Source organism: Hymenobacter qilianensis (assembly GCF_014638675.1).
Lineage (GTDB): Bacteria > Bacteroidota > Bacteroidia > Cytophagales > Hymenobacteraceae > Hymenobacter > Hymenobacter qilianensis.
Genome location: NZ_BMFN01000001.1, coordinates 434719 through 460139 on the forward strand (window position 1 = coordinate 434719; position 25421 = coordinate 460139).

A 25421-nucleotide genomic window follows, 5' to 3' on the forward strand; every position below is an offset into this window, starting at 1 on the left:
GGGGAAATCTTAGTATTGGTACCCGTAGAGCTGCGTGATTTTCTTCTTTTTCAGCTTATCCACCTTCACTGTCATCTTCACATCGGTGGTGGGCCGGTCGCGGGGGCCGGTCGGCTGGGCGGCAATTTTGTCGATTATATCCAACCCACTAATTACCTGCCCGAATACTGTATAAGCACCATCCAAATGCTTGGTACCCTGATGATTCTGAACAATATAAAACTGCGAGGCGCTGCTGGCGCGGGTAGGGTTTATGTAGTCGCCCTGACGAGCGGCAGCTACCGCCCCGAACTTATGCGGTAGCTCAGGCCGAATTTCGGCCGGAATAGGAGCAGCATCAGGCTGACCAGCACCGTCATTGTTAGGATCGGTGTCTTTGGTATTGGGGTCGCCCCCCTGAATCATAAAGTCCCGGATAACACGGTGAAAGGTTGTGCCGTCATAGAAGCCGCTTTCAGCCAACTTTAAAAAGTTGGCTTTATGCTGAGGAGTCTGATCGAAGAGAATCAGCTTTATTTCACCCAGATTGGTATTGATCGTGACTACCTGGTCTTTTTTGCTTTTGCGGGGGACTTTTTCAGCCTGAATAACAGGGGAAAGAAGAAATAAAAAAGCCGAAATCAACGTCCAAACGCGGAAATTACTATTCATGACACTAAAAACTGTAGTCGTAATTGGTTGAAATTAGAATGGTTTATCAAATGCCGAATTCGCATTTCAGGCTGAATCAGCTTAAAACGTACTTGACTCCGACTCCCGATGACTGCGAATCTCAGCCAGAATTTGCTTGCCACCACGGCTAAGCACCGTTTCGGCCAAGCTGACGCCCATAGTCTCCGCTTGATCTACGTCGGTGATGGCGCTGATTTCCTCTACGTACTGCTGCCCATCGAGGCTAATGAGGCCACCGTGGAGCTGAAGCAGGCCTTCATCGGTGTAGGTAGCCAGGGCAAAGGATGGAATGCTGCAGCCGCCCTCCATGGTGCGCAGAAACGCTCGCTCGGCGCGTAGGCAAGCGTGCGTGTCCGCGTGGTCCAGAATACCTTGGATAGCCACTTTACGTCCTAAATCCAGGTTCTTGGCGCACTCAATTGCAACGCTTCCCTGGCCGGCCGCCGGCACAAACTGGGTTTCGGGCAGCACGTGCGTAATCAGGTGGTCGTACTCCATGCGGTGCACGCCGGCAAACGCCAGCACCAGCGCATCATATTGGCCTTCTTCCAGCTTGCGCAAACGGGTTTGCAGGTTACCGCGCGCCTCCGCGGTGATGATGTCAGGGTAATAGCGCTTAAGCATGGATCGGCGCCGTGTGCTGCTGGTACCCAGTACAATGTTTGGCTGCTGTAGAGAGAAGCCGGGGTCAAAGCTGACGATTACGTCGTTCACCTTTTCCCGCTCCATGAAGGCCAGCAGTTCCAGATCATCCGGAATGGTGCTTTGCACGTCCTTGGCGCTATGTACCGCGATATCAATAGTGCCATTGCGCAGACTTTCCTCCAGCTCTTCCGTGAACACGCCTTTCGCCCCGATTTTATCGAGGGAGCGATCGAGCACCACGTCGCCTTTGGTGGTGATAATGACGATTTCGGTTTGAAATAACTCCCGCTCCAGGCAGGCCGCTACGTGGTTAGCCTGCCACAGCGCCAATCGGCTACCACGGGTACCAATGCGGATGGGACGATCGAAGAGCGTAGTTTTCAACTAACTATTTATATTAAATACAACTCATTAAAGCTTTCTGGGGGGCATTTTTGAATCCGTCAGACATTGGTAAGATCAGCATAGCTATCCTCGGATTGCTTTTACCAACCCCCATCCGTGAGGATATGCAAAGCTACAAATGCCTTCACCAACGCCATGACTATAGCTGGTTTAGCAGCAGCTATAGCTAATTAGCAAACTGTATTTTGCGCGTTTACAGGGCTTAAACAGGCATTTTTAGCAATTCAGCTATCCGCAAAGAGGTGTCCACGAACACCATGCGCGGATTGGCGTTGCGCTCCACGTGGTAGTGAGCATCGTTCAGCTCAGTGGTAATGGACTCAGCATTGCCGGGATGCACAAAGCGGCTGAAGCGCGTTACGAACTGCTGCTCAGCGGCGGGCAGATGCGGGATTAGCTGTGCGTCGAGGCCGTAAAGCAACACTTTGCGCAGTAATCCGAGGGCGTAATGTAAAAACTCCTTCTGATTTTCGCGGCCCATTTTTTGAAACTCGTCGCTTTTTTCCAGCACTTTGGCAAAGTTGTCCTGGAAACACAGGCGCATCCACTCGGTGAAAAAGGCGAAGTAGTCGTTGTCGGGGGCGGTGCGAGCGGCAAGGGCGGCCCCGAGGTTGCCATCGGCTATCTGGGCGAGCTGGCGGGCTTTGGCCTCAAGTATGTGCTGTTCATCGTGCAGATAAGCCGTCAGCTCATCTTCGGTGAATGGGCGCACCACTACGGGCTGCACGCGGCTGATAATGGTGGGCAGGAGCTGTTCGGGCGCGTGGCTTACCAGCAGAAAAATAGTGGCGGCCGGCGGCTCTTCCAGCAGTTTCAGCACGGCGTTGGAGGCAGCCGGATGCATCAGCTCAGGCAGCCAGATTATCACGATTTTGAAGCGCCCCTCAAACGATTTCAGTGATACCAGCTTTAGTAGCTGCAGGCTTTCCTCCTTGGAAATACTGCCCTGCTTGTTCTCAGCCCCAATGTGCTGCATCCAGTCATTGAGTCCCTGGTAAGGATTATCCAGCACGAAGGTGCGCCAGTCGGCGGCAAACTTACTGCTGACCGCATCCTTCGGCACTTGCTTGGTGCTCGTGACGGGCACTATGAAATTCAAATCGGGATGAATCAGCTTATCCATCTTCTGACAAGCCGGGCACTTCCCGCAAGAATCCGCATCGGCGGGGGTACGGCCCTCACAGTTCAGAAATGTAGCATAGGCCAGCGCCAGTCCCAAAGCGGCTGAGCCCTCAGCGCCCCGAAAAAGCTGCGCGTGCGCCACATGCTGCCGCTGCACCGACTGCACCAGCACCTGCTTGACTTTGGTTTGATCCGGAATTTCAGCGAAGCGCATGAACGTAGTCGCTTGGTTTAGTTATTCTATAACTGATGGCTGTATTCCACCAGCCTTCTCCCACACTCTATCCTTGGCCGTTGCCTCAAATACATGCTGCATTATTGCCTGCTCCGTGGTGTCATATTCCAGTTGGCGCCGAGCCATCACGCGCTCGGCCACTTCGGCTACTTTGGGCAGCTTAAACGTTTCGAAGCCGGCTGAGCCACCCCAACTGAAGCTCGGGATAAACGTGCGCGGAAACCCTGCCCCGAAAATATTGGCCCCCACGCCTACCACCGTACCGGTATTAAACATCGTGTTGATGCCGCACTTGCTGTGGTCGCCCATCATGAGGCCGCAGAACTGCTGGCCCGTATTCACGAAACGGCCCGCTGCGTGGCTCCAGATTTTAACCGGCGCGTAGTTGTTCTTGAGGTTGGAAGTATTGGTGTCGGCGCCAAGGTTGCACCACTCTCCTATCACGGAGTTGCCCAGGTAGCCGTCGTGGCCTTTGTTGGCGTAGCCGAAAAAGATAGAATTGCCCACTTCGCCGCCCACTTTGCAGTATGGCCCCACGGTGTTGTCGCCGCGCATTTTGGCGCCTGGGTTGATGTGGGAGCCTTCGCACAAAGCCAGGGGGCCTTTTATGATAGCACCTTCGTGGACTTGGGAGTTTTTGCCCAGATAAATCGGACCATCTTCCGCGTTCAGAATGGCCGCCCGAATCTTCACTCCGGGCTCAATAAAGATGTTTTCGGCCCCGTACACGATGGTATGCGCATCACCAATGGGCTCTGACTTTCGGCCACGAGTAAGCAAGTCGAAATCCTGCCGAATCTCGGCGCCATTGCGCAGAAACAGGTGCCACAACTCACTAATTAACGTGACGGGCTCGGCTACTTCGGTGGTGCTGGCTAAGCCATCCTGAATCAGCTCAGCTACTTTGCTGGCGTCGGGCAGATGAGCAGCCACCAGCAAATCGCCATCGACGAGAGCTTGTCCGGGGGGCAAATTTTGCACCTGTCGCGCCAATAAGTCATCGGGCAGCACGGCACCATTAATTACCAAGGCTGGGCCGCTTACCGCCCCAACCGGAAACTTGGCTTGCAGGTAGGCTTCGGTCAGGTAAAAAACCTCCTGGCTTAGCCGATGCTGCCACTTTTCGGCGATAGTCAGGATGCCGCAACGCAGGGCAGCTACGGGCCGGGTGAATGTGAAGGGCAACAGGCGCGGCCGAATAGCAGGATCGTCGAAGAGTAGGACGTGCATAGCTTTTTGATGACAGGTGTCACTGATCGGTTGTCAGGACTGGGGGCAATTTGGATCCCAGATGTATTCGTCGGCAAGTTGGCACAAATAAAAACTCCCACCAGACATGCCAGTGGGAGTTTTACTACTTGGTTCTTGAAGTCGCCACCATTGGCAACGCAGAACTGATAACCGAATGACTACTTCTTCTGGTAGCGGGTGCGGAACTTCTCCACGCGGCCAGCAGTGTCAATAAATACGTTTTTGCCAGTGTAGAAAGGGTGCGAAGCGCTGCTAACTTCCACTTTTACAACTGGATAAGTCTTACCATCCTCCATTGTGATGGTCTCGGTAGAGTTCATCGTGGAGCGAGTGATAAATTTGAAGTCGCTGGAAGTGTCCTGAAACACGACTTCGCGGTACTCGGGATGGATGTCTTTTTTCATGGTCGGAAATACCGTTAAAACCTTCTATGCCTGCCGATTTTGCGGAAGGGATTGCAAAAGTACGCGTTCCGTTTGAAATTAAAAACTTGTGGGGGGCTTTTCCTACGCCTTACGCCTTACCGTGAGCATACTAGCGGTTTTTGATTAGTTTTGAGCACTATCCTTATTGCGTTTTCAGTATACATTTATGGTGTATTCATCTGGTTTGCTCTTGGTTACGCTTGCTTTGCAGCTGCGCTTTTCCACTTTGCCACCAGCTAGTCCGGTTTATTCTAATGCTCAATATGCAGCGGCTATGACTCAGCCCTTGCCCTTTGCCCCAGGGGCACTGGCGTATCAGTTTCCCGCCGAAAAAGCAGCACCTAATCATGGGCGCAAGCTCTATTTGCCCAGCGCAACCGACTCCAGCGCTTTGCGTGCGGAAGCCAACAAGTTATCCGGTGATCAGAATCAAAAAAACACTCAGACCGGCTTGCTTCAGTTCTGGAATTCTGTTTCTGAAGAGCTGGAGCAGGCCTGGCGCAGTATCAGGATGATGTTTCGATAATCATTCTTGTTTCCACTACCGGCTCTGTTCAGGTTCTTGACACACACTTTCATTCAATTATATGCGTATCTGTTTTGCCACCAATAACGAGCACAAGCTTACCGAAGTCAGGGCCTTACTGCCTTCGACGATTGAGCTGGTGAGTTTGCAGGATATTGGCTGCCACGAAGAGCTGCCCGAAACCCAGGATACGCTCTCGGGCAATGCCCGGCAAAAAGCTGAGTACGTGTGGCAGCACTACCAAACCTCTTGCTTCGCCGACGACACCGGCCTGGAGGTAAATGCGTTGGGTGGCGCGCCCGGTGTATACTCAGCCCGCTATGCTGGCCCCCAGCGCAACGCTGCCGACAACATGGCCAAACTGCTTCAAGATTTGCCCCCCACGGCAGACCGTAGTGCCCAGTTCCGCACCGTCATTGCGCTGGTGCTGCCCAATGGAGAGTGGCAGGAGTTCAACGGCGTAGTGGAGGGCCGCATTGTGGAAGAAGCACGCGGACAAGCTGGCTTCGGCTACGACCCCATCTTTGAGCCTACTGGTCACCACCAGACGTTTGCTGAAATGACACCCGAGCAGAAGAATAGTCTGAGCCATCGGGGTCGGGCAGTGGGGCAGTTGATAACGTTTCTGGCCGAAAGAGAGAGCTAAATCAGGCTTGCTATTTTCAGCGAAAAATGCCCCCAGCGTGAGTTTCTCTGCTCGCTAGCTGATACTTACGGGGCCTTTCAACAATTTTATTACAGAGACACCGCTAGCCCGACTCAACCACGTTTTTTCAAAAAGACGTAACGCTGGCGTCATTTTGCTTAATTTTGCACGGTTGGCCCTGCTGGTACGGGCCGCTTTCCCACCCCATGCAACATCCTTTCATCGTCGGTATTACGGGTGGCAGCGCCTCTGGCAAAACCACGTTTCTGCGCCGTTTGCTCGCTTCTTTTCCTGAAGATGATATCTGCCTGATATCTCAGGACAACTATTACCACCCGCGTGAAAGCCAGCTGGTTGACCCCAACGGCGTCACTAACTTCGACTTGCCTTCCTCCATTGACTCGGCGGCTTACGCAGCCGATGTATTGCGTATCAGTCAGGGACTGGAGGTTCGGCGCCCGGAGTACACGTTCAACAACCCGAATGTTCAGCCCAAAGAGCTGGTGTTTCGCCCTTCCCCGATTGTCGTGGTGGAGGGCATTTTTGTTTTTTACTTCGAGGAAGTCGCTCGCCTGCTCGACCTGAAGGTGTACATCGATGCCCGTGAGCACGTGAAATTGCAGCGCCGCATTGTGCGCGACCGGGATGAGCGAGGTTACGATCTAGAAGATGTGCTGTACCGCTACACCAACCACGTAGCGCCTACGTACGAGAAATATATCAAGCCCTTCAAGCAGGACGCCGACATCGTGATTCCCAACAATCGGCATTTCGACAAAGGCCTTGAAGTACTCGTGTCGTTTTTGCGCACCAAAGTAGCGGCAGCCCATCAGGAGTAGTCTTTTTCATAGGTCAATACACAGAAAGAGCGCGGCTAGCTAGCTGCGCTCTTTCTGTTTGTAGCGGCCATAAAGCAGTGTTTATGAAGGCGTGCTTTGACTCACTTAGAGGTAGCAGCAGTTGCATTTAGCGATTAAAATAGTCCTTCTGAATGTAGTGACTTTGGGCAGCGCAGCCCAAATGGCTATATTTGTAGCGTTTAGTTTGCTAATGGTCTCTGCTCGTCTCACTTTTTTAGCTCATTTCCGTTTCGTGCTGCTCGCGGCTACGCTGCTGTTTGTGTTGGGGCTAAACCATCGGACGGTGACTACGCTGCAGGTACCTGGGGGGCAAATGGCGCGTATTGGTGCGGCCCCGAAGGCAGCCGTAGTAAAGCAGAAAGTAACTCTGGAAGCGACGAGCAGCGTGGCCGTTTGGCTGGCTCCCGCCGCCGACGCCTGGTTTCCGGCGTCCGTGCCGCTTACCTGGCCTCGCCTGCTGGCGAAGACCTTGAAATTTGCCCCCCAGCCCGGTGCTTTGCCGGATTTTTTCCGCGCCCGCCTGCTTCTGGCCGCGCTCTCGCCACAGGCGCCCTAGCTGTGTCGCTGCTTTCTACTGAATAAAAAGCTGATGCGCCGCTAGTGCCGGGTGCTTATCGCTTTCGCCAATCCGCTTCAGTAGAGAAACAGCAGTTAGAGTACTCAGCACAATAGCACAGTAACAAATCAACTTATTAGTATGCGTAATAAAGGACTTATTATCGCCCTCACCCTTATTGTATCGGTGTTGTGCATTTACTTCCTGTCGTTCACCATGGTGTCTCGCCGGGTGCAGCAGCAGGCCGAAACCTATGCCACTCGCAACGGGCAGGTAAACCAGCTGAAGCGTCAGCGCTACCTCGACTCGGTATGGCGCGCGCCAGTCATTAATGTACTGGGTGTAGACTACACTTATAAGGATGTGCGCCAGAGCGAGTTGGGCCTTGGCCTTGACTTGAAAGGCGGCATGCACGTAACGCTGGAAGTATCGCCGGTTGAGATTGTACGGGCCATGTCCGGCAACTCTAAAGATCCAGCCTTCACCAAAGCGTTGGCTCAGGCTCAGGAGTTGCAAAAGACTAACTCGGGCACGCCATTCACGTCGTTGTTTGCTCAGGCATATCGTTCGATTGCGCCTGATGGCAAACTGGCTCGCATTTTCGCAAACACCACCAACAAGAGCCGTGGCATTGACATCAACTCCACGAATCCCCAGATTATTGGTGCTATCGACCGGGAAGTAGAAGAAGCTATCGACCGCTCTTTCAACATCCTGCGCACCCGCGTTGACAAGTTTGGTGTAAATCAGCCCAACATTCAGCGGGTGAAAGGCACGGGCCGCATTCAGATTGAATTGCCCGGCGTTGATAACCCTGAGCGTGTGCGTAAACTGCTGCAAGGCCAGGCCAAGCTGGAGTTCTGGGAAGTGTGGCGCAACGATGAATTTGCCCCCTACCTCAATCAGCTGAATGAAGTGCTGGTAGCGAAAGATGCTACTAACAAGCCTGCTGCCACTGCTGCCGCCACTACCGACACTGCTGCTACCGCCGCCACTGGCGACTCTACCTCGCTGGCCAGCCAGCTTGCCAAGAAAAAAGCCGCTGCCACTACCGACACCACCAACCTACAGCAAAGCAGCCTGTTGGCCCGCTTGTTCACGATGCCAGGCGCACTAGGCTCCAATGTACGTGACACAGCCCGTGTAAATGACCTGTTGGCCAGCGCGGAAGCCAAAGCAGTTTTGCCCCCCAACCTGAAGTTTTTGTGGGATGTGAAGCCCACCGTAGTAGACAAGCAGGAATATTTGCAGCTCTACGCTATTCGCAAAACGACTGATGCCGTAGCGCCCCTGGGTGGCGAAGTAGTAAGCGACGCCCGCCAGGATTACGACCAGGGTGGTCGCCCTGAGGTATCGATGCAAATGAACCCCACTGGCGCCCGCCGGTGGCAGAAACTAACGGCCGCCAATGTAGGCCGTCAGGTGGCCATCGTGCTCGATGACAATGTGTATTCGGCTCCGGTGGTTCAGGCTGAAATCTCGGGGGGCAATTCTAGCATCTCCGGCAATTTCACGATTGAAGAAGCCCAAGACTTATCCAATGTACTGAAGGCTGGTAAACTGCCTGCTCCTACGCGCATTGTAGAAGAGGCCGTTGTTGGTCCATCGCTAGGTAAAGAAGCTATTGCTCAAGGCTTGTACTCGTCATTGGCTGGCTTGGTCATCATCATCGTCTTCATGGGCCTTTATTATGGTAGAGCTGGTATGGTAGCTAACTTGGCCCTCATCTTCAACATCTTCCTGGTATTGGGTGTACTGGCTCAGTTTGGCACTGCACTTACCCTGCCTGGTATTGCCGGTTTGGTACTGACGTTTGGTATGGCCGTTGACGCCAACGTACTGATATTCGAGCGGATACGAGAGGAGTTACAGGCAGGCCTGAGTATTCAGGATGCGGTTAATAAAGGTTATAGCCTTGCTTTCTCAGCTATCTTCGACTCCAACATTACCACGCTGCTTATTGCCCTTATTCTGGGTTTCTTCGGCACGGGTCCGGTACAAAGCTTCGCTATTACGCTCGGTATTGGTGTACTTACCTCATTCCTGACAGCTGTTTTCCTTTCTCATCTCATCATCGATTGGATGATCAAAGGGAAGGAAACATCCAACTTATCTTTTAGGGGACCTCTTTCGCTCAACCTGAATAAGGCCTTCAACTTTGACATTGTGGGCAAGCGTAAGATTGCCTACGTGGCCTCCACGGCTGTTATCGTATTTGGCTTTGTGCTGATGGCTATTCAGGGTGGACCAAACTTAGGAGTTGATTTCCGTGGCGGCCGCAGCTACACCGTCGATTTCAACAAAGACATGGTTGCCTCCGATGTACGGGCTGGGCTTGCTGATGAGCTAGAGGGCGCAGGCACCGAAGTGAAAACCTTTGGTGCTCCCAATCGCCTGCGCATCACTACCAGCTATTTGGCCAACGACGAGAGCACGGAAGCTGACCAGAAAGTAGAACAAGCTGTAAAAACAGGTCTGCGCCAGTACGCATCAGCTAACCCAGTTATCAAGAGCAGTTCGAAAGTAGGCGCTACGGTAGCCGACGACATTAAGCAGTCATCGGTCGTTAGCCTGTTGCTATCTGTTATTGGCATATTCGTGTACGTGCTGTTCCGCTTCGAGAAGTGGCAGTACTCTATGGCGGCCGTTGTTGCTCTGTTGCACGACGTACTGATCGTAATCGTGGCTTTCCCGATTGCTCGTTTGTTCGGTGTCACCTACGAAATGGACCAAGTGTTCGTGGCCTCGGTGCTTACTATTCTAGGTTTCTCAATCAACGATACTGTAGTTATTTACGACCGTATTCGAGAATACTTGGCGGAGAACCCCAAGCTGACGTTTGCTCAGGTAGCGAATCCGGCTTTGAACAGCACCTTCTCCCGCACCATTATCACTGCCGCTACCGTATTGATGGTAGTAATCGTGTTGTTCATTTTTGGTGGTGAAACCCTGCGCTCCTTCTCTTACTCCATGATTGTAGGTGTAATTGTGGGTGCCTATTCGACGCTGTTTATTGCTACTCCACTTGTGTTGGATACCTATGGCAGCAAGGAGCGCCGTCATCATGATCCGCTGGCTACCGATACCCCTGACACTGACGCGTCGAAGCTCTCAACCTCGACAGCTACGCGCTAGGCTTAGTTTACCAACATAAAAAAGCCCCCCAGAAATATTCTGGGGGGCTTTTTTATGTTGGTAAACTTGAACGGTTTGTTAGATCGTAATGCCTTCGGCTACTACTTCTTTTACCTCGGGTACCATACGCTTCAGCAGGTTTTCGATACCCGACTTGAGCGTCACAGTAGCCGATGGGCAACCGGAGCACGAACCCTGTAGGTTCACGGTCACGATGCCATCTTGGTAGCTTTTGAAGGTGATATTGCCTCCATCCTGCTCCACAGCTGGGCGCACGTAATTTTCGAGCAAGTCAATAATCTTCTGGCTCGTTTGCTGATCCTGCTCGGAGTGGCTGCCGTTGGCGGCCTCTTCCTGCGCGGCCTTCTGCTCGGCCGCCGGATCAACGAGGAAGATAGGACCACCCGCCTCTACATACGACTTCAAGAAGCTGCGAAGCTCCGGAATGAGGTGTGCCCACTGATGATCAGTGGTCTTGGTGATCGTAACAAAGTTGGCCGCAATGAACACACGACCCACGTAGTCGAAGTTGAACAGCTCCTGCGCCAACGGGGAGTTCGCCGCAGCTTCCAGGTTAGGATAATCCACGCTCACCCCTTCGCTGAGGAACTGGGTGTTGAGCACGAATTTCATGGATTCGGGATTGGGGCTGGCTTCGGCGTATATAGAAACCGGAGCGGCCGGGGCAGTTAGTTCAGCCATAAGGTTGAAGGGCTTAAAAGCGAGAATACGAAGAGAAATTACGCAGGTTAACGGTGAATTGCTAGCCTGTTAGAGCTAAAACCACCGACGCCCGCTGGATGTTGCAAAGATACCAAAACGGCAGGGAATGCCGGGGCCACCGCGTTTTACGTCGCGCGTCACTGTTCCTACGCTATACCTTGTTAGCCCGGCTGCGCAGCAGCATATCCGCCAGCACCAAGTTGGTCATGGCATCCACGATGGGCACGGCGCGGGGCAGCACGCACGGGTCGTGGCGGCCTTTACCGGCCAGCGTAATTTCCTCGCCTTGGTCATTGATGGTCGTTTGGGGCTGCAAAATGGTCGCTACGGGCTTGAAGGCCACCCGAAAATAAATATCCTGCCCATTCGAAATCCCCCCCTGAATGCCTCCCGAGTGGTTAGTACGGGTGCGCACGGCGCCAGCTTCATCGGTATAAAAGGCGTCGTTATGCTCTGAGCCGAATAGCAGCGTACCCTCAAATCCGGAGCCGTATTCGAAGCCCTTCACGGCATTGATGCTGAGCATGGCCTTGCCCAACTCAGCGTGTAGCTTATCAAATACGGGCTCACCCAAGCCAGCAGGCACCCCGCGTACCACGCCCGTTACCAGTCCGCCCACGGTATCCTGCCGATCGCGGGTCTGGCGGATGAGGCTCATCATTCGCTCGGCCGTCTCCGGGTCGGGGCAGCGCACGGCGTTGCTTTCTATCAGATTCAGATTGAGCTGCTCATACCCTACAGGCACGGCTACGGCCCCCACCTGCGACACGTAGCTTTGCGCCACAATGCCATAGTGAGCTAAAAGCTGAGCGGCCACGGCACCGGCTGCCACGCGGGCCGCCGTTTCGCGGGCCGAGCTGCGGCCTCCACCCCGATAGTCGCGGCGACCATACTTCATATCGTAGGTATAATCGGCGTGCGAAGGGCGGTAGGCGTGCTCTACGTGGGCGTAGTCGTGGCTGGCCTGGTCCTGGTTGCGGATAAGCAAGCTAATGGGCGTGCCCGTCGTTTTGCCTTCAAACAACCCGGATAGAATTTCGACCTTATCGGCCTCGCTGCGGGGTGTAGTCAGGTCTGATTGGCCAGGCCGCCGCCGGTCCAGCGCCGTCTGAATTGTATCGGCGGTAACGGCCAAACCAGCCGGGCAGCCATCTATTATTACGCCAATACCAACCCCGTGCGACTCCCCGAATGTGGTGATTCGAAATAGCTTACCGAAAGAGTTACTCATGTGAAATACGCTAGGAGTTAGAAGCCTGACCTCAAAAGCTGAACCGAAAGTGGCCTCAAAGCTACTAACAAAGCAGCGCCCGGGCTGGTCAGACGCGAGGCAAGTTTAGTCCAGCTTACCTGCTTAAGCCTGCGCCGCCGATTCACTTTCATAAGGCATTAAGGCTCCACTCGGCGACCGCGCCACCAGCCTATTCCCGCCAGAATAATCAGTGCCCCCAGAATGATATTGGCGTAGCGGCGCACGGCGGCATACGCATCCACCGGCTGCAAGGTATTATCGGCGGAAGTCAGCACCTGCTCATAGAAAGGATCGTCGGGGCGGGCGTGGAAGGCGGCTCCGGCTTGCTTCTGTCCCTGCACCTGGGGGGCAATTTCGGGCCGCAGCGTATCGTAGCGGGCTGTAGTCGGATTGAAAACAATAAGCGAAAACAAGCTATCAAGCGGCACTGGACCCGGCTTGGTTGGCACGAGGCGGTAGCGAAACAGCTTGCTGCCGCCTACCCTCCCACTTTGGCGCTTTAGCTCCTGCTGCACATCGGGCCCGTAAATTTCCAGCCCGGGCCCGGGTTGCGACGCCTGGGGGGCATTTAGTGTGGTTAGGTTGCCCTCCCCTTCCACGATAAAGGAGTAAGTAAATGGCTGCCCCGTGCGGAAAGCAGTGCGGTCGATAGCTTCCCGCAGCTGATAATTGCCCACCGGCACCTGGTCGCGGAGCGGATGAGGCGGCAGCACCCGCACCGGAATAGTGCGGGCCGTGGTGCGGTAGGTTTTGTAGCCTGCCAGCCGGTTGTCGAGGCCCGCTTCGGGCTTTTTGGCTATGCGGTACTTTATCATTTGCAAAGCCACCTCCGGAAACACTAAAGGCTGAGCATTGAGCGGATAAAATTCTGCCTCATACAAGCGGTAGCGCAAGTAGGTTTTGCCCCCCGCTACTACTGTTTCGGGATAAATCTCCTGCTCGTTGAACGACTCTTCCCAAGCTGTAGGCTGCCGCAGCTGGCGCAGAATATCGGGGAGCTGACCGGCAAAGTTGTGAAAGGCCAGCAGCCCCTGGTCGGCGGGCGTCAGGTAGAAGTACAGGCCAACATGCACGCCTTCCCCCGTAAAAATGGTCGTTTTGTCGGGTACCAAAGCCAGAAAAGCGTTGTCCTTGGGCTCCACATATTCCTGGGGCTTAGGCTTGCCAAACAACTGATCCAGCAGGCCGATGCCCGGTGCCTCCTGGGCGGGCGCTGGGACCGGCGTAGCGGATGTGCCGGGGGCCGAGGCGGTGGCTGGCTGGGGTTTTACGGTCAGGGTGGCGCCCACTGAGCGCACCGTCAGGCCATTGACGGTCATGGTAAAAGGCTTCACCACAAACTCGCCCTCATCATAAGCGGCGTAGCGTTGCGTGATGGTCAGCTCCGACGAGCTTTGCCCATTCACAATACGGGTGGTAGTGGTGCTCGATTTGCCACTCTTTTTAAATCCTTCCAGATCGGGGAAGGCTGAATAGCGCTCCAACGGCGCGCCGCTCAGGCTAAAGCTGATGGTGTAGTATTCATTGATTGGGAATTCTGCTTTGCCCAGAATGATGCGCGCCTTCGGGTCAGGAGCTTGCGCCTGAACGCCCTCTCCGACCAGCAAAACCAGAAAAAAAGCCCCCCAAAGAGCAAACCAACGACTGAGCATAGCATCACAAGACAACCTATCAAAGCTACGCAGAAAGTGGGTTTAGTGCCAGCAGCCCCATGTTTTGCAACTGAACCGCTGTTTTGTTTAACATTTATGACAAAAACTTACACAAAATAAAACCACCTAACGCAATCCGATCTGTGAACTGAGCCGTAAGTGGTGTTTAAATAATCTCCTTTTCTAAGATTATTACAAAAAAACGCCTGCACAGGCGTGCTGGAAAGCCATTGCCCAAACTTTTCCTCACTTTTCACCCTAATTTTTTTCTCATGTCCAAAATCACCAAAGCAGGCGGAGACGACACTGGCTTTGATAAGCCGCTATACGTGCCCATCAAGCGTCGCTCATTCTTCATGTATGCCGGTGCTACGGCTGGCGCCACGGCTTTACTTCTATCGGGTTGCGACGACGATGATGTATTCGCCGATCCAACGCCTCCAGCTCCTACTCCCGGTGCTACCACCGTCAATGTAGGTTCAGGTGATGTTGGCGTGTTGAACTATGCCTATGCCTTAGAGCAACTAGAAGCGGCATTCTATACGCAGCTGCGGACGGGCTCTTACTATACTGGCCTGAATGCTAGCAGCGCAGAGCGTCAAATTCTGGACGACCTCTATTATCACGAAGTTATTCACCGCGAGTTCTTTAAGGCCGCTATTACCGGCGCAGCGCCAACGGCTATTATTAAGGACCTCACTCCAAACTTCAGCGCTATCAACTTTAATGATCGGGCTAGTGTATTGGGTGCCGCCAAGGCATTCGAAGACTTAGGCGTATCGGCTTACAATGGTGCCGGCCGATTTATCTCTACTACTGGCAACGGCCCTCTCTATTTGCTGCTAGCTGGCAAAATCGTTTCGGTAGAAGCCCGTCACGCTGCCATCATCCGTGACTTGCTGATGGAAGGCAATTTCGTTGGAACCGATGTGATTAACTCCAGCGGTTTAGAGATATCTAAAACCCCAACAGAGGTTGTAGCGGCAGCCAATACCTTCTTGGCTGAAGGCTCTAAGCTGAATGTTTCCGGCCTTGTTTAAAGCAGGTTGCTTGTAGTCTTCATCCCCACTCAATCATTGACTTGTAGTTATGAACATCTTCCAAATAATTTCTGAAATCGAGAAAGTAGACCCTGAGGTGTACGATCGTCTTGACTCCCGCCGCAGCATTTTCAAGCACATGAGCGGCATGGGCAAAACTCTGGCTGCCGCCGCCGTTCCAATGGCGTTCGGTGCTGTTCTGAACAAGGCATATGCTCAAACCAGCATGGCGCCCGGCGTAAATGATGTTCTCAACTTCGCTTTGAAGCTGGAATATCTGGAGGCCGCCTTTTACAACCAAGGCCTCGGCGCAATGGGCGCTACGGCTACCGCTGCACAAACTGCCCTGCGTGCTGGCTTCAGCGCCACCAACCTGGCGGCCCTGGAGAAAATTCGTAACGACGAAACCGCGCACGTAGCCTTCCTGCGCACGGCCCTCGGCACCAACGCCATTGCTGCCCCAGCCGCCAATACCTTCGACTTTACGGGTGGCAAAGGTGCAGCCGGTGGTCCGTTTGCCACGGTATTTACTGCTCCTGCCACCTTCCTAGCCGTAGCTCAAGCGCTAGAGGATACAGGCGTACGTGCCTATAAAGGTGGTGCTCCTTACTTGGCCAGCAACAAAGACGTGCTAACCGCTGCCCTGAATATTCACTCGGTAGAAGCTCGTCATGCTTCGCGTATCCGCACGATGCGACGTGCCGGTGCTATGAACAACGCCGCTTCGCAAACCGCAGCTGCCGGCACCGACCGTAGCGCTTCGCCAAAGAGCTGGGTTTCCGGCAACGACGGCGGCGGACCAGCCCCAGCACAAACGGCCCCAGTATACGCTATGGGCGCTGCGCCAGCTTATACGCCTGCTGTTATCACCTTCCCCGGTGAAGAAAATGTGACCCAAGGTGGAGTGAATCTACAAACGGCGTTAGCCTCCTTAAACTTCCCAGCGGCTGCTTTCTCCGAAGCCTTCGATGAGGCGCTACCTGTACCAGTTGTATCGGACATCGCTCGTACGTTCGTAATCACTGGCAGCACGTTCATCTAGTCGCTGCTCTCACAGTTATTTCCTGAAAAAGGACGGCCTACGGGTCGTCCTTTTTTGTTTTTTAGCTCCACCATGCAACACTTTATCGCTTTGCCGGCTCCTACCCCTAACCGGAGTTGGCTTATCGGGCTATCTTTGCTTGTGCTGTGCCCGCTTTGGCTTCTGGGGGGCTTTTTTAGATTGATTCTTTCGCTTTTATGGATACGAAATCTACTTCTTTCTCTCGCCTGTTTTCGGCGCGACCGGTGCGCAGACGTACTTTTTTCAGAGTAGCCGGCGCTACGGCTGCATCATCAGCTTTGGTATTGGCGGGCTGCGACAAGGATGACGAAAACCCGGAGGTTTCGCCCGAACAGGCATTTACTCTCGGCACCGGCGACACCGGCCTGCTCAACTATGCTTATCTGCTGGAGCAATTGGAGGCCGCTTTCTACGATAAAGTAGTAGCCACGCCCCCCGCCGATATGCCGGCCGCTGAGTTGGCCTACTTCACCGATATGCGCGACCACGAGGTTATTCACCGCGAGTTCTTCAAGTTTGCGCTGGGCACGAGCGCCATCGGTACGGCTGTATTTAACTTCGGCTCGCTTACGCTCACCACGCGCGCCGGTGTATTTGCCGCCGCCCAAACCCTGGAGGACCTGGGGGTAGCTGCTTATAACGGCGCCGGCAAGCTTTTCACCGATCCGGTATACTTGGGCATCGCGGGCAAAATAGCGTCAGTAGAAGCGCGCCACGCTGCCCTGGTCCGTGATTTGGCTCTGCCTAACTCCTTCGCTGCGGCCGATGTAGTTGCCAATGATGGCAGCGCGCTTGATGGGCTCGATGCGGCTAAGTCGCCTGCTCAGGTAATAGCCGTGGTAAATACTTTTCTCAACATTACTGTCTCGGCGGCCAGCCTGCCCGGCTAAGCGTCTTCGGTTACTCCCGCGTTATGAATATTCTCAAACTCCTCGCCGATCTGGCCGAAGTTGATCCTACCCTATACGACCGCCTGAGCTCGCGGCAGGCCGCTTTTGCCCCCCTGAGCAAGCTAGGCCGGAAGGCGGCGCTGGCGGCGTTGCCGGTGGCCTTAGGCACGGCCATTATGCCAGCCCAGGCCCGCGACATCCGCACTATCCTCGACTCCCTGAACCTCGCGCTTGTGCTGGAATACCTGGAGAGCGAGTTTTACGCCCGCGCCCTGGGGTTGGTGGCTGGGGCGCCCAGCGTACCTGCCAGCTTTTTTCCGGCCGGCACACGCCCCGCTATCGAAACCATCTATCGCCACGAGCAGCAGCATGTGCGGTTCCTGGAGCGCGTTATTCAGGCCTCGGGTGGCACACTGCCCACCAAGCCCCGCTTCGACTTTACAGGCAGCAAGAATGGCGCTCAGCCCGCCCTGTTTGCAGATGTGTTTACCAATTTCGATACGTTTCTGCAAGTAGCCCAGACCCTGGAAGATGCCGGCGTACGAGCCTACAAAGGGCAGGTTGGTTTTCTGCAAACGGATAACTCCTTGCTGGAAGCAGCTCTGCGTATTCACTCCGTGGAGGCTCGGCACGCGGCTCATATTCGTAGTATGCGGCGGGCGCGGGGGGCAAATGTGAAGAGTTGGGTGAGCCCCACCGATACCAGCATCGCGGTAGCCGGCAAAACCGACGCCGTATATGCGGGCGAGGGTTTGGTTAACCAGTTTGTGGCGGGTCTCCGGCAGGTGCCCTTCGATCAGGCCCCTTTAAATACAGTGGTAGCAGTGGCAAAAGTGGCCGAAGCCTTCGACGAGCCCATCCCAGCCAGCACGGCTACCTCACTGGTAAGTATTTTCACGTACTAGCGAGAGAGTTACTGATAAACCCCATTCTTATACTTAATCTACTTCAAAAGAGCGACTTACGTCGCTCTTTTTTTGTCCATGAGCTTGCAACCCGATTAGGGTACATCTTATCTTTGGTACTATACTTTACTGGCGTTGGACTGTTTAAAAATATAGTAACCCTTTTGCCCCCCGGAGTAAGCCTTTTCATATGGCTTTCGTATACCTCTAACCCCTCTTGTCCTACCCTTTACCACCCACCTTTATTACTATTCATTGCGATGTTGGAATATGCGAAAACCATTCTGCTTAAAGTAAGCTTCGACAAAATCCTATTTGAGAAAGAGCTGCGGAAGGCCTTGCGCATGCTTATGCCAGAGGAGTTAATGCAATTAAAAACTTGGTGCTACGAGCAGTTCGCGAGCATCTATCAGCGCATACTCAACCGCGTTTTTGCCCAAGCTGCCTAAAGCAGAGTAAAGAGTACCCAAAAAAGCCCCCCGCGAGCAGCCACTCAGGCATCCTCGCGGGGGGCTTTTTCCGTGTATAGAAAATCGGCTTGGGGCTCCGTGACAAACTGAATCGTGCGCGTCAGGCCGGCGTAGCCCGTGCGCTTCACCGCCGACTGCCGAAACAACTCCGTGAACAGCTCGTGGGTAATCTCCTGCCAGTCCTTGGTATTCATTTCCTTAAGCTGGGGGTGAGCCCGAAACTGCGGCTCCTGATGCGGCTTAGCGAAGCGGTTCCAGGGGCACACGTCCTGGCAGATGTCGCAGCCGAATACCCAGTTGCCCAATTTGCCCCCCACCTCCGTCGGAATCTGGTCCTTTAGCTCGATGGTGAAGTAGCTGATGCATTTGCTGCCATCCACCACGTATGGGTCGGAAATGGCATCGGTGGGACAGGCGTCCATGCACTTACGGCAGGTGCCGCAGTAGTCTTTGATGGGACCGTCTGGCTCCAATTCAAGGTCGATGATCAGCTCGGCGATGAAGTAGAAGCTGCCCACGCCGGGCGTGATGAGGTTGGAGTTTTTGCCTACCCAACCCAGGCCGCTTTTCTTGGCCCACACCTTATCCATCACCGGCGCCGAATCGACAAACACGCGGCCGCCTACTTCGCCTATCTCCTGCTGAATATCGGCCAGCAAGGTTTTGAGCTTGTCCTTGATGACGAAGTGATAATCACGGCCGTAGGCGTACTTGCTGATTTGCAGTGTGTCGGGGGGCAATTGGTCTTCCTCGGCGGGGTAGTAATTCAGCAGCAGCGAAATCACCGACTTGGCACCGTCTACGAGCAGGCGCGGGTCGAGGCGCTTGTCGAAATGGTTGGCCATGTAGCCCATCTGCCCGTGCATCTGGCGGTTGAGCCAGTTTTCGAGGCGGGGCGCTTCTTCCTCCAAGAACTCCGCCTTCGAGATGCCGCAATACATAAAGCCCAGCTCCGCCGCCCGACGCTTAATAAAGGCAGTTCGTTCGGAGCGGATAAGGTCGGAGACAAGCATCAGGCAAAGGTTGGCTGAAAAAACGAAACGCCCCGCCGGTAGCGGAGCGTTCCAATAGTTAGGCAGTAGCGGCTGATTATAGCGAAGGAAATTGTGTACCTATCATTACATACACTTCTAACGTCTCGGGGCTTTGCGATGGTGGGGTAATCGAAACACAAATCTTCAATTTTGTACAACAATTGACTCAAAGAACTACCGTTGAACTTTGCAGTTTCGCCCCACTATTGCAAAACCCTTGTTGGTGGCAGTTATTCCTATTCTATTTCTCTCTCGGTTCACAGTAAATTCTTTCTGTCACTTTAAATATGTTTTTTGTTTCAGAAGGTTTTCCATAATCGTAACGGTAAAGTTTTTCAACGATACAATTACATTTACTACTTATCATAGAAGCCCTGATCATTTTTGATTCTCCACCCCAATCTAGATACATCGTATTATTCAATATAAAACCCATTTGTTTAAGCTTTTCAACAATCTCGATAGGTTCATTCTTATCTTCTATATATGAAACTAAACTGTCGTAAACATCAACAAACACAATCGGTTCGGTTCGACAGAAATCTTTATTGACAAAATCAAAGGTTTTAAAACTTATCTTTTTAAAATCGTCTTCATTAATAATACCGAACTCGTAATTAATTTTTTTGTCTTTACCTTGAAAAGCACTTGTGATTTTAAAAGTTTCTACATCTGCTCCGTATAAAATTTGATTGTTATTAATAATGTATTTTTTTGTCTTTCCCCAATCATCGTCAATAGGAGCAAATTCATTTATATCGTCAATACTTACAATATCTCCTCCATGGATTAAAAAATTATCCGCTTTTGCCCAAGGATATTTAATCAATTTTATTTTGCTTGGATTAACACCCTTAATTACACAATCATTTAAGTTATTATAAAAACCAAAAAAATATGCTGAGTCTTTGTCACGGAAAATATAATTTCCAATAAACTTAAAAGTGTTTGGGTCAATATTTTTTATAAGTTCTCCGTCTATAAACAGATGATTTTTGTCTTTACCAAACTTAAAGCCGCAATCGCAGTCAAAAGTTAATTCTTTAAAAGTCTTTGCGTCTGCTTGTTCAATTATTCGCTTGTTTTGACCACTTCCTTCATTCCAAGATTCATAATAAACTTTGTCGTCTTCAATCTTGTAGCCGCGTCTGCAACTCGTCAAAATAGAGATTGTCATAACTAAAATTATTACTTGTCTTATTATCATTGCAGTATGTCTGTTATAATTGCCACCAACATTTAGATACCCGCTACTGGCAGGCTACGTGAATAGCGGGTAGCATATCAAATAAGCCTGCTTTACGCTACTATCCAAGCTTGCAGGCACCAGCGACAAATATCTTGCAAGCAAAAGAGCCGAAAAGCATCTCAAGATGCTTCTCAGCTCTTTCTTTACTGCTTACAGCGAAAACGCAATTAAACAGGCTCTCCAAACAAGTCGCCGGGCGAGTTGCCGCGCAGATGCTGCGGCATGAGCTTACCCAAGTGCCGGTAAGCAGCTTCTGTAGCTTCGCGGCCTCGGGAGGTGCGCTTGATGTAGCCTTCCTGAATCAGGAAGGGCTCGTACACTTCCTCAATAGTTTCCGACTCCTCGGAGCAGGCCGTAGCGATAGTGCTCAAGCCCACCGGGCCACCTTTAAACTTGTCGATGATGGTGGTCAGGATGCGCACGTCCATTTCGTCGAGGCCGTTCTGGTCTACGTCGAGAGCGTTGAGGGCAAACTGGGCGATGTCCACGGTGATGGTGCCGGTGCCTTTTATCTGGGCAAAGTCGCGGGTACGGCGCAGCAGGTTGTTGGCAATACGCGGCGTACCACGCGAGCGGCGGGCAATTTCGAAAGCTGCATCGTCGTGAATAGGCGTATTCAGAATCTCGGCTGAGCGCTTCACAATGCTGGTTAGCAAAGCCGAATCGTAATACTCCAGGCGGGCATTGATACCAAAACGCGCCCGGAGCGGTGAGGTCAGCAAGCCGGAGCGCGTAGTAGCCCCGATGAGCGTAAATGGCGACAACGAAATCTGCACGGAGCGCGCATTCGGACCTGAATCGAGCATGATGTCGATGCGGTAATCCTCCATGGCCGAGTACAGGTACTCTTCCACTACCGGATTCAGGCGGTGTATCTCATCGATGAAGAGTACGTCGTTGGGCTCCAGGTTGGTCAGCAGGCCGGCCAGGTCGGAAGGCTTGTCAAGCACCGGGCCGCTGGTCATCTTGATACCCGCTTCCAGCTCGGCCGCAATGATGTGCGACAAAGTGGTTTTGCCCAGACCAGGAGGTCCGTGCAGCAGAACGTGGTCGAGGGCCTCGCCGCGCCGACGAGCAGCCGCCACGAATATTTTCAGGTTCTCGACGATTTTATCCTGACCCGTGAAGTCAGAGAAGCTGAGCGGCCGCAGCGCCTTGTCAATCTCCTTCTCGGAGGGGTCCATGTGGTCGTTGCCACCAGTGAGAAAAGCTTCGCGCATGGCGTAATACTAAGTTTGGCGTTGAGTGAAGATAACGCTTTGGGGGGCAAAATGCTTCCCGTTTTAGTAAAAATATTTAGTATACCGTATGTTGACTAAATACTTTAGCAAATAAGATTGACCTCTATATCGAAGAACGTCATGCAGAGGCGGAGCCGAAGCATCTCGCGTGCTGATGTGAGGTTAGTAGTCTCACTAAACATGCGAGATGCTTCGGCTCCGCCTCTGCATGACGTTCTGTTTCGATTGTGACAAAGGCACATGATGGCTGCATAATCGCCTTTTTAGTTATCACCGTTCTAATCGGCACTGCGGGCAAACTCCTGCACGCGCTCCGGCGGGCCGAAGATATAGAGTGTATCATCGGGCTTGATCACCGTATCACCGGTCATCTCATACAGCATTTGCCCCCCACGACGAATGGCGAGCAAGCTAATCCCAAACCGCTGCCGCACTTCAGTTTCCGACAAGGTTTTGCCTACCAGCTCTCCTTCGGAGGAAACGCGGAAAGTCGACATTTCGGCATCAGCCAGGGAAATGTGCATCGACGACCATTCGCCGTCGGTGAGGGAGCGGCGGCGCAGCATGTCGTAGCGCCCGGCGCGCAGCTCGCCAATCAGCTTGTCGATTTCAGGCATAGGCACCAGGTACTTGGCCAGCACCCGCGAGAAAATTTCGATGGACGCTTCCAGCTCCTCCGGTATCACTTCGGTGGCACCGAGGCGATACAGCTCCTCCATCTCGTGGATGTAACGGGTGCGCACAAAAATGCAAGAGTTGGGGTTCATCTTGCGCAGGGCTACCACGATGCGGCGGCTGCTGGCCGGGTCCGATATAGCGACTACCATCACGCGTGCATGCTCTACGTGGGCCTGCTCCAGCACGTGTTCCTGCGAGGCGTCGCCGTACAGAATAGGCTCACCTTTTTCCCGCTCTTGGCGCACCGTGATGGGGTTCGTCTCGATAATTACGTAGGGCACCTTGGCATATTTGGCGGCTTTCACCAGGTTGCGACCGTTGAAGCCGTAGCCCATCACCACCAGATGGTCGCTGAGCTTCTGCTCCTGGTCGGGGGGCAATTGGTCGGTTTGCATGCGCAGTCCTTGGTCGAGCGACTGGAAAATCCGCAGGCGCAGCAGAAACGTGGCAAAAGGCTCGGCGCCTAGCATCACCAGCGGCGTCAGACTCATGGTCAGAATAGAAACGGCCAGGAAATACTGGTACTCGCGCTGCTGCATCAGGCCCGCCTCCAGCCCCACTTTGGACAGGATAAAGGCAAACTCGCCTACCTGGCACAAGGCTAACCCGATCAGCAGCACGGAGCGCATGGGCAGCCGCAGGGCCAGGGCCGCGCCTACCGTGAGCAGGAGCTTGACGGCCATAACGGCCAGGGTAATGAGCACGATGGTAAGCGGATTTTCCAAGAAAAACCGAACGTCGAGCAGCATGCCGATAGACACGAAAAAGAAGCTGGCGAAAATTTCGCGGAAGGGCAGAATATTGCTGACGGCCTCGTAGCTATACTCCGATTCGGAGATGATCAGACCCGCCAAAAAGGCCCCCAGCGCCAGCGAAAGCCCTACCGTAGACGTCAGCCACGCCACGCCCAGGCAGGTGCCGATGGTGGTGAGCAGGAACAGCTCGCGGCTGCGCGTTTGGGCCACCACGAACAGCAGGCGCGGCATAAGGTAGCGTGCCCCAAACCACACTAGCGCCAGCACCCCACTGATTTTGAATGCCAGCAAGCCCAGATCGGCCCAAGGATTGCCGGCACCCTTGCCCGCCAGCATGGGCGTGAGCAGCATCATGGGCACCACAATCAAGTCCTGAAAGATGAGGATGGCCAGTATTACCTGCCCGTGCAGCGACTCCATCTCGAGCCAGTCTTGCAGAAGTTTGAGCACGATGGCGGTGCTGCTCAAAGCCAGCAGAAAGCCTAGAAATACGGCTTCGGGCGTCGAATACCCAAATGCCACTGCCAGCAGGTAAGTAGCGCCAATGGTAAGGCCGACCTGCAAGCTGCCTCCCAGAAATACGGCCCGCTTGAGCCGCGAGAGGCTGGAGAGCGAGAACTCCAGGCCGATGGTGAACATGAGCAGAATCACGCCCAGCTCGGCCAGCATGTCCACGTCGCCCTGGGCCTTCACCAGCCCCAGCGCCGACGGCCCTGCCACGATGCCCGTAACCAGAAAACCCACAATAGAAGGCAGCCGCAGCTTGCTCACCAGCAAAATTACGCCCACCGAGAGCAGCAAAATGATGATTACATCCGAGAAGATGGGAACGTGCATAGATTTGCGGTAAATGACGAAGCTGGGGGCAATTTTACGGTAAAGTTCCCCAAATTTTGCCCTGGCGCCTTGCCTACTGCCCAGCTTCATGTAGAACAAAGGTGCACTTTGTCCTTTCAATTGCTACCAGCGGGCGCGGCCGCGCCGAATCCTGTTGCGTACCACGTGCGAATAAGCCCGCACACAGTGACAAGTAAACAATGTATAGCAAAGCTGAAGTTACGCAATTACGCCAAGCCTTCTGGACCACATTTGGTCAATATATGGCCCCTGTACCCTCGGCCGAAGGCACGCCGACCAACTGGATCAACTACAAATCCGGCTACAAAAACCTGTATTTCCGCCTGCACGCCGACAACCGCCGCGCCAGCATTGGCATAGAGCTTACGCACGCCGACGCGGAAATCCGCCAGCTGTTTTTCGAGCAGTTTGAGCAACTGAAACCGATGCTGGAGGAAACGCTGGGCGAAGCTTGGACCTGGGAGCTTGCAGCGCAGGACACTAACGGCCAGTCCATAAGCCGTATTTATCGGGAGCTGCAGCCCGTCAACCTGTTCAGTCGCGACGACTGGCCCCAGCTGATTTCCTTTTTCAAGCCTCGTTTGATAGCCCTGGATGAGTTTTGGAGCAACGCCCAGTATGCCTTTGAGGAACTGCGCTAACAACGGCTACAAAAAAGCCCCCCAGCACGCGCTGGGGGGCTTTTTTGTTTATAGCTACTTACTTTTTCAAAAGCAGTACTTCCATTTCCAGGTATAGCCAGTCGTCTTCCCAGGCTTTGTGCGTAAGGCGGCCCCCTAACTCAAACCCAGCATCAAGCAGGCGCGCCACGGTTTCGTTGCGCCCTTCCGGCAGGTAGCCCAGCCACATCGGCTCAGGGCCAGCGGTATATACACGCACGGCCCAGTCATCATAGGCGCTGTCGGCTTCACGCGTGACCGTTAGCTCTTGGCCCAGTTGCAGGTTCGGCTCGTAGGCTTTCAGACCCTCGCGATGTGAGGTGCCAGCAATCAGGCATTCGAGGATTACTAAAGGCAAAGCGGAGTCAGCGGCCATGGCGGTACACACGGAAAATAAGGAGTAAAAGATGAGCGAATATAGGTTTACGGAAGAACGTAGTAATAATGGCAAGCCATATTAGCAAAACGCTCCAA

General features: G+C 53.5%; 23 protein-coding genes. 10 read left to right on the forward strand and 13 right to left on the reverse strand.

Going from position 1 to position 25421, the window contains the following annotated elements:
* Nucleotides 1-9: 9 nt before the first annotated feature.
* From IEW06_RS01750 to IEW06_RS01770, 5 genes are all read right to left on the reverse strand, one after another.
* The gene (locus IEW06_RS01750) at nt 10-651 is read right to left on the reverse strand and encodes a peptidylprolyl isomerase (protein WP_188547295.1); all 642 of its coding nucleotides are present in this window, start codon (nt 649-651) and stop codon (nt 10-12) included.
* Nucleotides 652-732: 81 nt separating this feature from the next.
* Complete coding sequence (gene hemC, locus IEW06_RS01755) at nt 733-1701, reverse strand: hydroxymethylbilane synthase (RefSeq protein WP_187731045.1); 969 nt, start codon at nt 1699-1701, stop codon at nt 733-735.
* Between the two features lie 223 nt (nt 1702-1924).
* The gene (locus tag IEW06_RS01760) at nt 1925-3058 is read right to left on the reverse strand and encodes a DNA polymerase III subunit (RefSeq protein WP_187731044.1); all 1134 of its coding nucleotides are present in this window, start codon (nt 3056-3058) and stop codon (nt 1925-1927) included.
* Nucleotides 3059-3079: 21 nt separating this feature from the next.
* Nucleotides 3080-4309: a GlmU family protein gene (locus IEW06_RS01765; RefSeq protein WP_187731043.1), complete on the reverse strand. Its 1230-nt coding sequence runs from the start codon at nt 4307-4309 to the stop codon at nt 3080-3082.
* Between the two features lie 179 nt (nt 4310-4488).
* Nucleotides 4489-4734: a type B 50S ribosomal protein L31 gene (locus IEW06_RS01770; protein ID WP_187731042.1), complete on the reverse strand. Its 246-nt coding sequence runs from the start codon at nt 4732-4734 to the stop codon at nt 4489-4491.
* Between the two features lie 295 nt (nt 4735-5029).
* Here IEW06_RS01770 and IEW06_RS01775 point away from each other — a divergent pair, with 295 nt between their 5' ends.
* The 5 genes from IEW06_RS01775 to secDF all read left to right on the forward strand — a co-directional run bounded on the left by IEW06_RS01775 (nt 5030) and on the right by secDF (nt 10478).
* Nucleotides 5030-5281, forward strand: coding sequence for a hypothetical protein (locus IEW06_RS01775; RefSeq protein ID WP_187731041.1), 252 nt, complete (start codon nt 5030-5032; stop codon nt 5279-5281).
* A gap of 61 nt (nt 5282-5342) precedes the next feature.
* Complete coding sequence (locus IEW06_RS01780; RefSeq protein ID WP_187731040.1) at nt 5343-5927, forward strand: non-canonical purine NTP diphosphatase; 585 nt, start codon at nt 5343-5345, stop codon at nt 5925-5927.
* Between the two features lie 206 nt (nt 5928-6133).
* Nucleotides 6134-6766: a uridine kinase family protein gene (locus tag IEW06_RS01785; protein ID WP_187731039.1), complete on the forward strand. Its 633-nt coding sequence runs from the start codon at nt 6134-6136 to the stop codon at nt 6764-6766.
* 211 nt (nt 6767-6977) lie between these two features.
* On the forward strand, nt 6978-7343 hold the full coding sequence (locus IEW06_RS01790; RefSeq protein WP_188547297.1) for a hypothetical protein: 366 nt from the start codon (nt 6978-6980) through the stop codon (nt 7341-7343).
* A 141-nt stretch (nt 7344-7484) separates the two neighbouring features.
* Nucleotides 7485-10478: a protein translocase subunit SecDF gene (secDF, locus tag IEW06_RS01795; RefSeq protein WP_187731037.1), complete on the forward strand. Its 2994-nt coding sequence runs from the start codon at nt 7485-7487 to the stop codon at nt 10476-10478.
* A gap of 78 nt (nt 10479-10556) precedes the next feature.
* Here the strand turns inward: secDF and IEW06_RS01800 are convergent, their stop codons facing one another.
* The 3 genes from IEW06_RS01800 to IEW06_RS01810 all read right to left on the reverse strand — a co-directional run bounded on the left by IEW06_RS01800 (nt 10557) and on the right by IEW06_RS01810 (nt 14105).
* Complete coding sequence (locus IEW06_RS01800) at nt 10557-11180, reverse strand: NifU family protein (RefSeq protein WP_188547299.1); 624 nt, start codon at nt 11178-11180, stop codon at nt 10557-10559.
* 172 nt (nt 11181-11352) lie between these two features.
* A complete protein-coding gene (gene aroC / locus IEW06_RS01805; RefSeq protein WP_188547301.1) occupies nt 11353-12432 on the reverse strand; it encodes a chorismate synthase in 1080 nt (359 codons plus the stop codon).
* Between the two features lie 158 nt (nt 12433-12590).
* On the reverse strand, nt 12591-14105 hold the full coding sequence (locus IEW06_RS01810) for a BatD family protein (protein WP_188547303.1): 1515 nt from the start codon (nt 14103-14105) through the stop codon (nt 12591-12593).
* A gap of 272 nt (nt 14106-14377) precedes the next feature.
* Between IEW06_RS01810 and IEW06_RS01815 the strand changes: the two genes are divergently transcribed.
* The 4 genes from IEW06_RS01815 (at nt 14378) to IEW06_RS01830 (ending at nt 18003) form a co-directional block, all read left to right on the forward strand.
* A complete protein-coding gene (locus tag IEW06_RS01815; protein WP_187731035.1) occupies nt 14378-15145 on the forward strand; it encodes a ferritin-like domain-containing protein in 768 nt (255 codons plus the stop codon).
* Between the two features lie 49 nt (nt 15146-15194).
* The gene (locus IEW06_RS01820; protein ID WP_187731034.1) at nt 15195-16187 is read left to right on the forward strand and encodes a ferritin-like domain-containing protein; all 993 of its coding nucleotides are present in this window, start codon (nt 15195-15197) and stop codon (nt 16185-16187) included.
* A 197-nt stretch (nt 16188-16384) separates the two neighbouring features.
* A complete protein-coding gene (locus IEW06_RS01825) occupies nt 16385-17098 on the forward strand; it encodes a ferritin-like domain-containing protein (RefSeq protein ID WP_187731033.1) in 714 nt (237 codons plus the stop codon).
* A 23-nt stretch (nt 17099-17121) separates the two neighbouring features.
* Entirely contained in the window at nt 17122-18003 is an 882-nt protein-coding gene (locus tag IEW06_RS01830) for a ferritin-like domain-containing protein (protein ID WP_187731032.1), read from the forward strand.
* Nucleotides 18004-18496: 493 nt separating this feature from the next.
* Here the strand turns inward: IEW06_RS01830 and queG are convergent, their stop codons facing one another.
* The 4 genes from queG to IEW06_RS01850 form a co-directional block, all read right to left on the reverse strand.
* Nucleotides 18497-19486, reverse strand: a complete 990-nt coding sequence (queG, locus tag IEW06_RS01835; RefSeq protein WP_187731030.1) for a tRNA epoxyqueuosine(34) reductase QueG — start codon at nt 19484-19486, stop codon at nt 18497-18499.
* A gap of 262 nt (nt 19487-19748) precedes the next feature.
* Nucleotides 19749-20684, reverse strand: coding sequence for a DKNYY domain-containing protein (locus IEW06_RS01840; protein WP_187731029.1), 936 nt, complete (start codon nt 20682-20684; stop codon nt 19749-19751).
* 239 nt (nt 20685-20923) lie between these two features.
* Nucleotides 20924-21976: a Holliday junction branch migration DNA helicase RuvB gene (ruvB, locus tag IEW06_RS01845; RefSeq protein WP_133271738.1), complete on the reverse strand. Its 1053-nt coding sequence runs from the start codon at nt 21974-21976 to the stop codon at nt 20924-20926.
* A gap of 299 nt (nt 21977-22275) precedes the next feature.
* Nucleotides 22276-24267: a monovalent cation:proton antiporter family protein gene (locus IEW06_RS01850; RefSeq protein ID WP_187731028.1), complete on the reverse strand. Its 1992-nt coding sequence runs from the start codon at nt 24265-24267 to the stop codon at nt 22276-22278.
* A gap of 200 nt (nt 24268-24467) precedes the next feature.
* Between IEW06_RS01850 and IEW06_RS01855 the strand changes: the two genes are divergently transcribed.
* Entirely contained in the window at nt 24468-24929 is a 462-nt protein-coding gene (locus tag IEW06_RS01855) for a DUF4268 domain-containing protein (RefSeq protein ID WP_187731027.1), read from the forward strand.
* A 58-nt stretch (nt 24930-24987) separates the two neighbouring features.
* On the opposite strand, the gene IEW06_RS01860 is transcribed toward IEW06_RS01855, so the two are convergent.
* A complete protein-coding gene (locus IEW06_RS01860; protein ID WP_187731026.1) occupies nt 24988-25323 on the reverse strand; it encodes an HIRAN domain-containing protein in 336 nt (111 codons plus the stop codon).
* Nucleotides 25324-25421 lie beyond the last annotated feature (98 nt).

Bases quoted from the DNA above. Each gene is read 5' to 3' on its own strand.
- IEW06_RS01750 (WP_188547295.1), bottom strand. From the start codon at position 651: ATGAATAGTAATTTCCGCGTTTGGACGTTGATTTCGGCTTTTTTATTT.
- IEW06_RS01760 (WP_187731044.1), bottom strand. From the start codon at position 3,058: ATGCGCTTCGCTGAAATTCCGGATCAAACCAAAGTCAAGCAGGTGCTG.
- IEW06_RS01765 (WP_187731043.1), bottom strand. From the start codon at position 4,309: ATGCACGTCCTACTCTTCGACGATCCTGCTATTCGGCCGCGCCTGTTG.
- IEW06_RS01770 (WP_187731042.1), bottom strand. From the start codon at position 4,734: ATGAAAAAAGACATCCATCCCGAGTACCGCGAAGTCGTGTTTCAGGAC.
- IEW06_RS01775 (WP_187731041.1), top strand. From the start codon at position 5,030: ATGACTCAGCCCTTGCCCTTTGCCCCAGGGGCACTGGCGTATCAGTTT.
- IEW06_RS01780 (WP_187731040.1), top strand. From the start codon at position 5,343: ATGCGTATCTGTTTTGCCACCAATAACGAGCACAAGCTTACCGAAGTC.
- IEW06_RS01785 (WP_187731039.1), top strand. From the start codon at position 6,134: ATGCAACATCCTTTCATCGTCGGTATTACGGGTGGCAGCGCCTCTGGC.
- IEW06_RS01790 (WP_188547297.1), top strand. From the start codon at position 6,978: ATGGTCTCTGCTCGTCTCACTTTTTTAGCTCATTTCCGTTTCGTGCTG.
- secDF (WP_187731037.1), top strand. From the start codon at position 7,485: ATGCGTAATAAAGGACTTATTATCGCCCTCACCCTTATTGTATCGGTG.
- IEW06_RS01800 (WP_188547299.1), bottom strand. From the start codon at position 11,180: ATGGCTGAACTAACTGCCCCGGCCGCTCCGGTTTCTATATACGCCGAA.
- aroC (WP_188547301.1), bottom strand. From the start codon at position 12,432: ATGAGTAACTCTTTCGGTAAGCTATTTCGAATCACCACATTCGGGGAG.
- IEW06_RS01810 (WP_188547303.1), bottom strand. From the start codon at position 14,105: ATGCTCAGTCGTTGGTTTGCTCTTTGGGGGGCTTTTTTTCTGGTTTTG.
- IEW06_RS01815 (WP_187731035.1), top strand. From the start codon at position 14,378: ATGTCCAAAATCACCAAAGCAGGCGGAGACGACACTGGCTTTGATAAG.
- IEW06_RS01820 (WP_187731034.1), top strand. From the start codon at position 15,195: ATGAACATCTTCCAAATAATTTCTGAAATCGAGAAAGTAGACCCTGAG.
- IEW06_RS01825 (WP_187731033.1), top strand. From the start codon at position 16,385: ATGGATACGAAATCTACTTCTTTCTCTCGCCTGTTTTCGGCGCGACCG.
- IEW06_RS01830 (WP_187731032.1), top strand. From the start codon at position 17,122: ATGAATATTCTCAAACTCCTCGCCGATCTGGCCGAAGTTGATCCTACC.
- queG (WP_187731030.1), bottom strand. From the start codon at position 19,486: ATGCTTGTCTCCGACCTTATCCGCTCCGAACGAACTGCCTTTATTAAG.
- IEW06_RS01840 (WP_187731029.1), bottom strand. From the start codon at position 20,684: ATGACAATCTCTATTTTGACGAGTTGCAGACGCGGCTACAAGATTGAA.
- ruvB (WP_133271738.1), bottom strand. From the start codon at position 21,976: ATGCGCGAAGCTTTTCTCACTGGTGGCAACGACCACATGGACCCCTCC.
- IEW06_RS01850 (WP_187731028.1), bottom strand. From the start codon at position 24,267: ATGCACGTTCCCATCTTCTCGGATGTAATCATCATTTTGCTGCTCTCG.
- IEW06_RS01855 (WP_187731027.1), top strand. From the start codon at position 24,468: ATGTATAGCAAAGCTGAAGTTACGCAATTACGCCAAGCCTTCTGGACC.
- IEW06_RS01860 (WP_187731026.1), bottom strand. From the start codon at position 25,323: ATGGCCGCTGACTCCGCTTTGCCTTTAGTAATCCTCGAATGCCTGATT.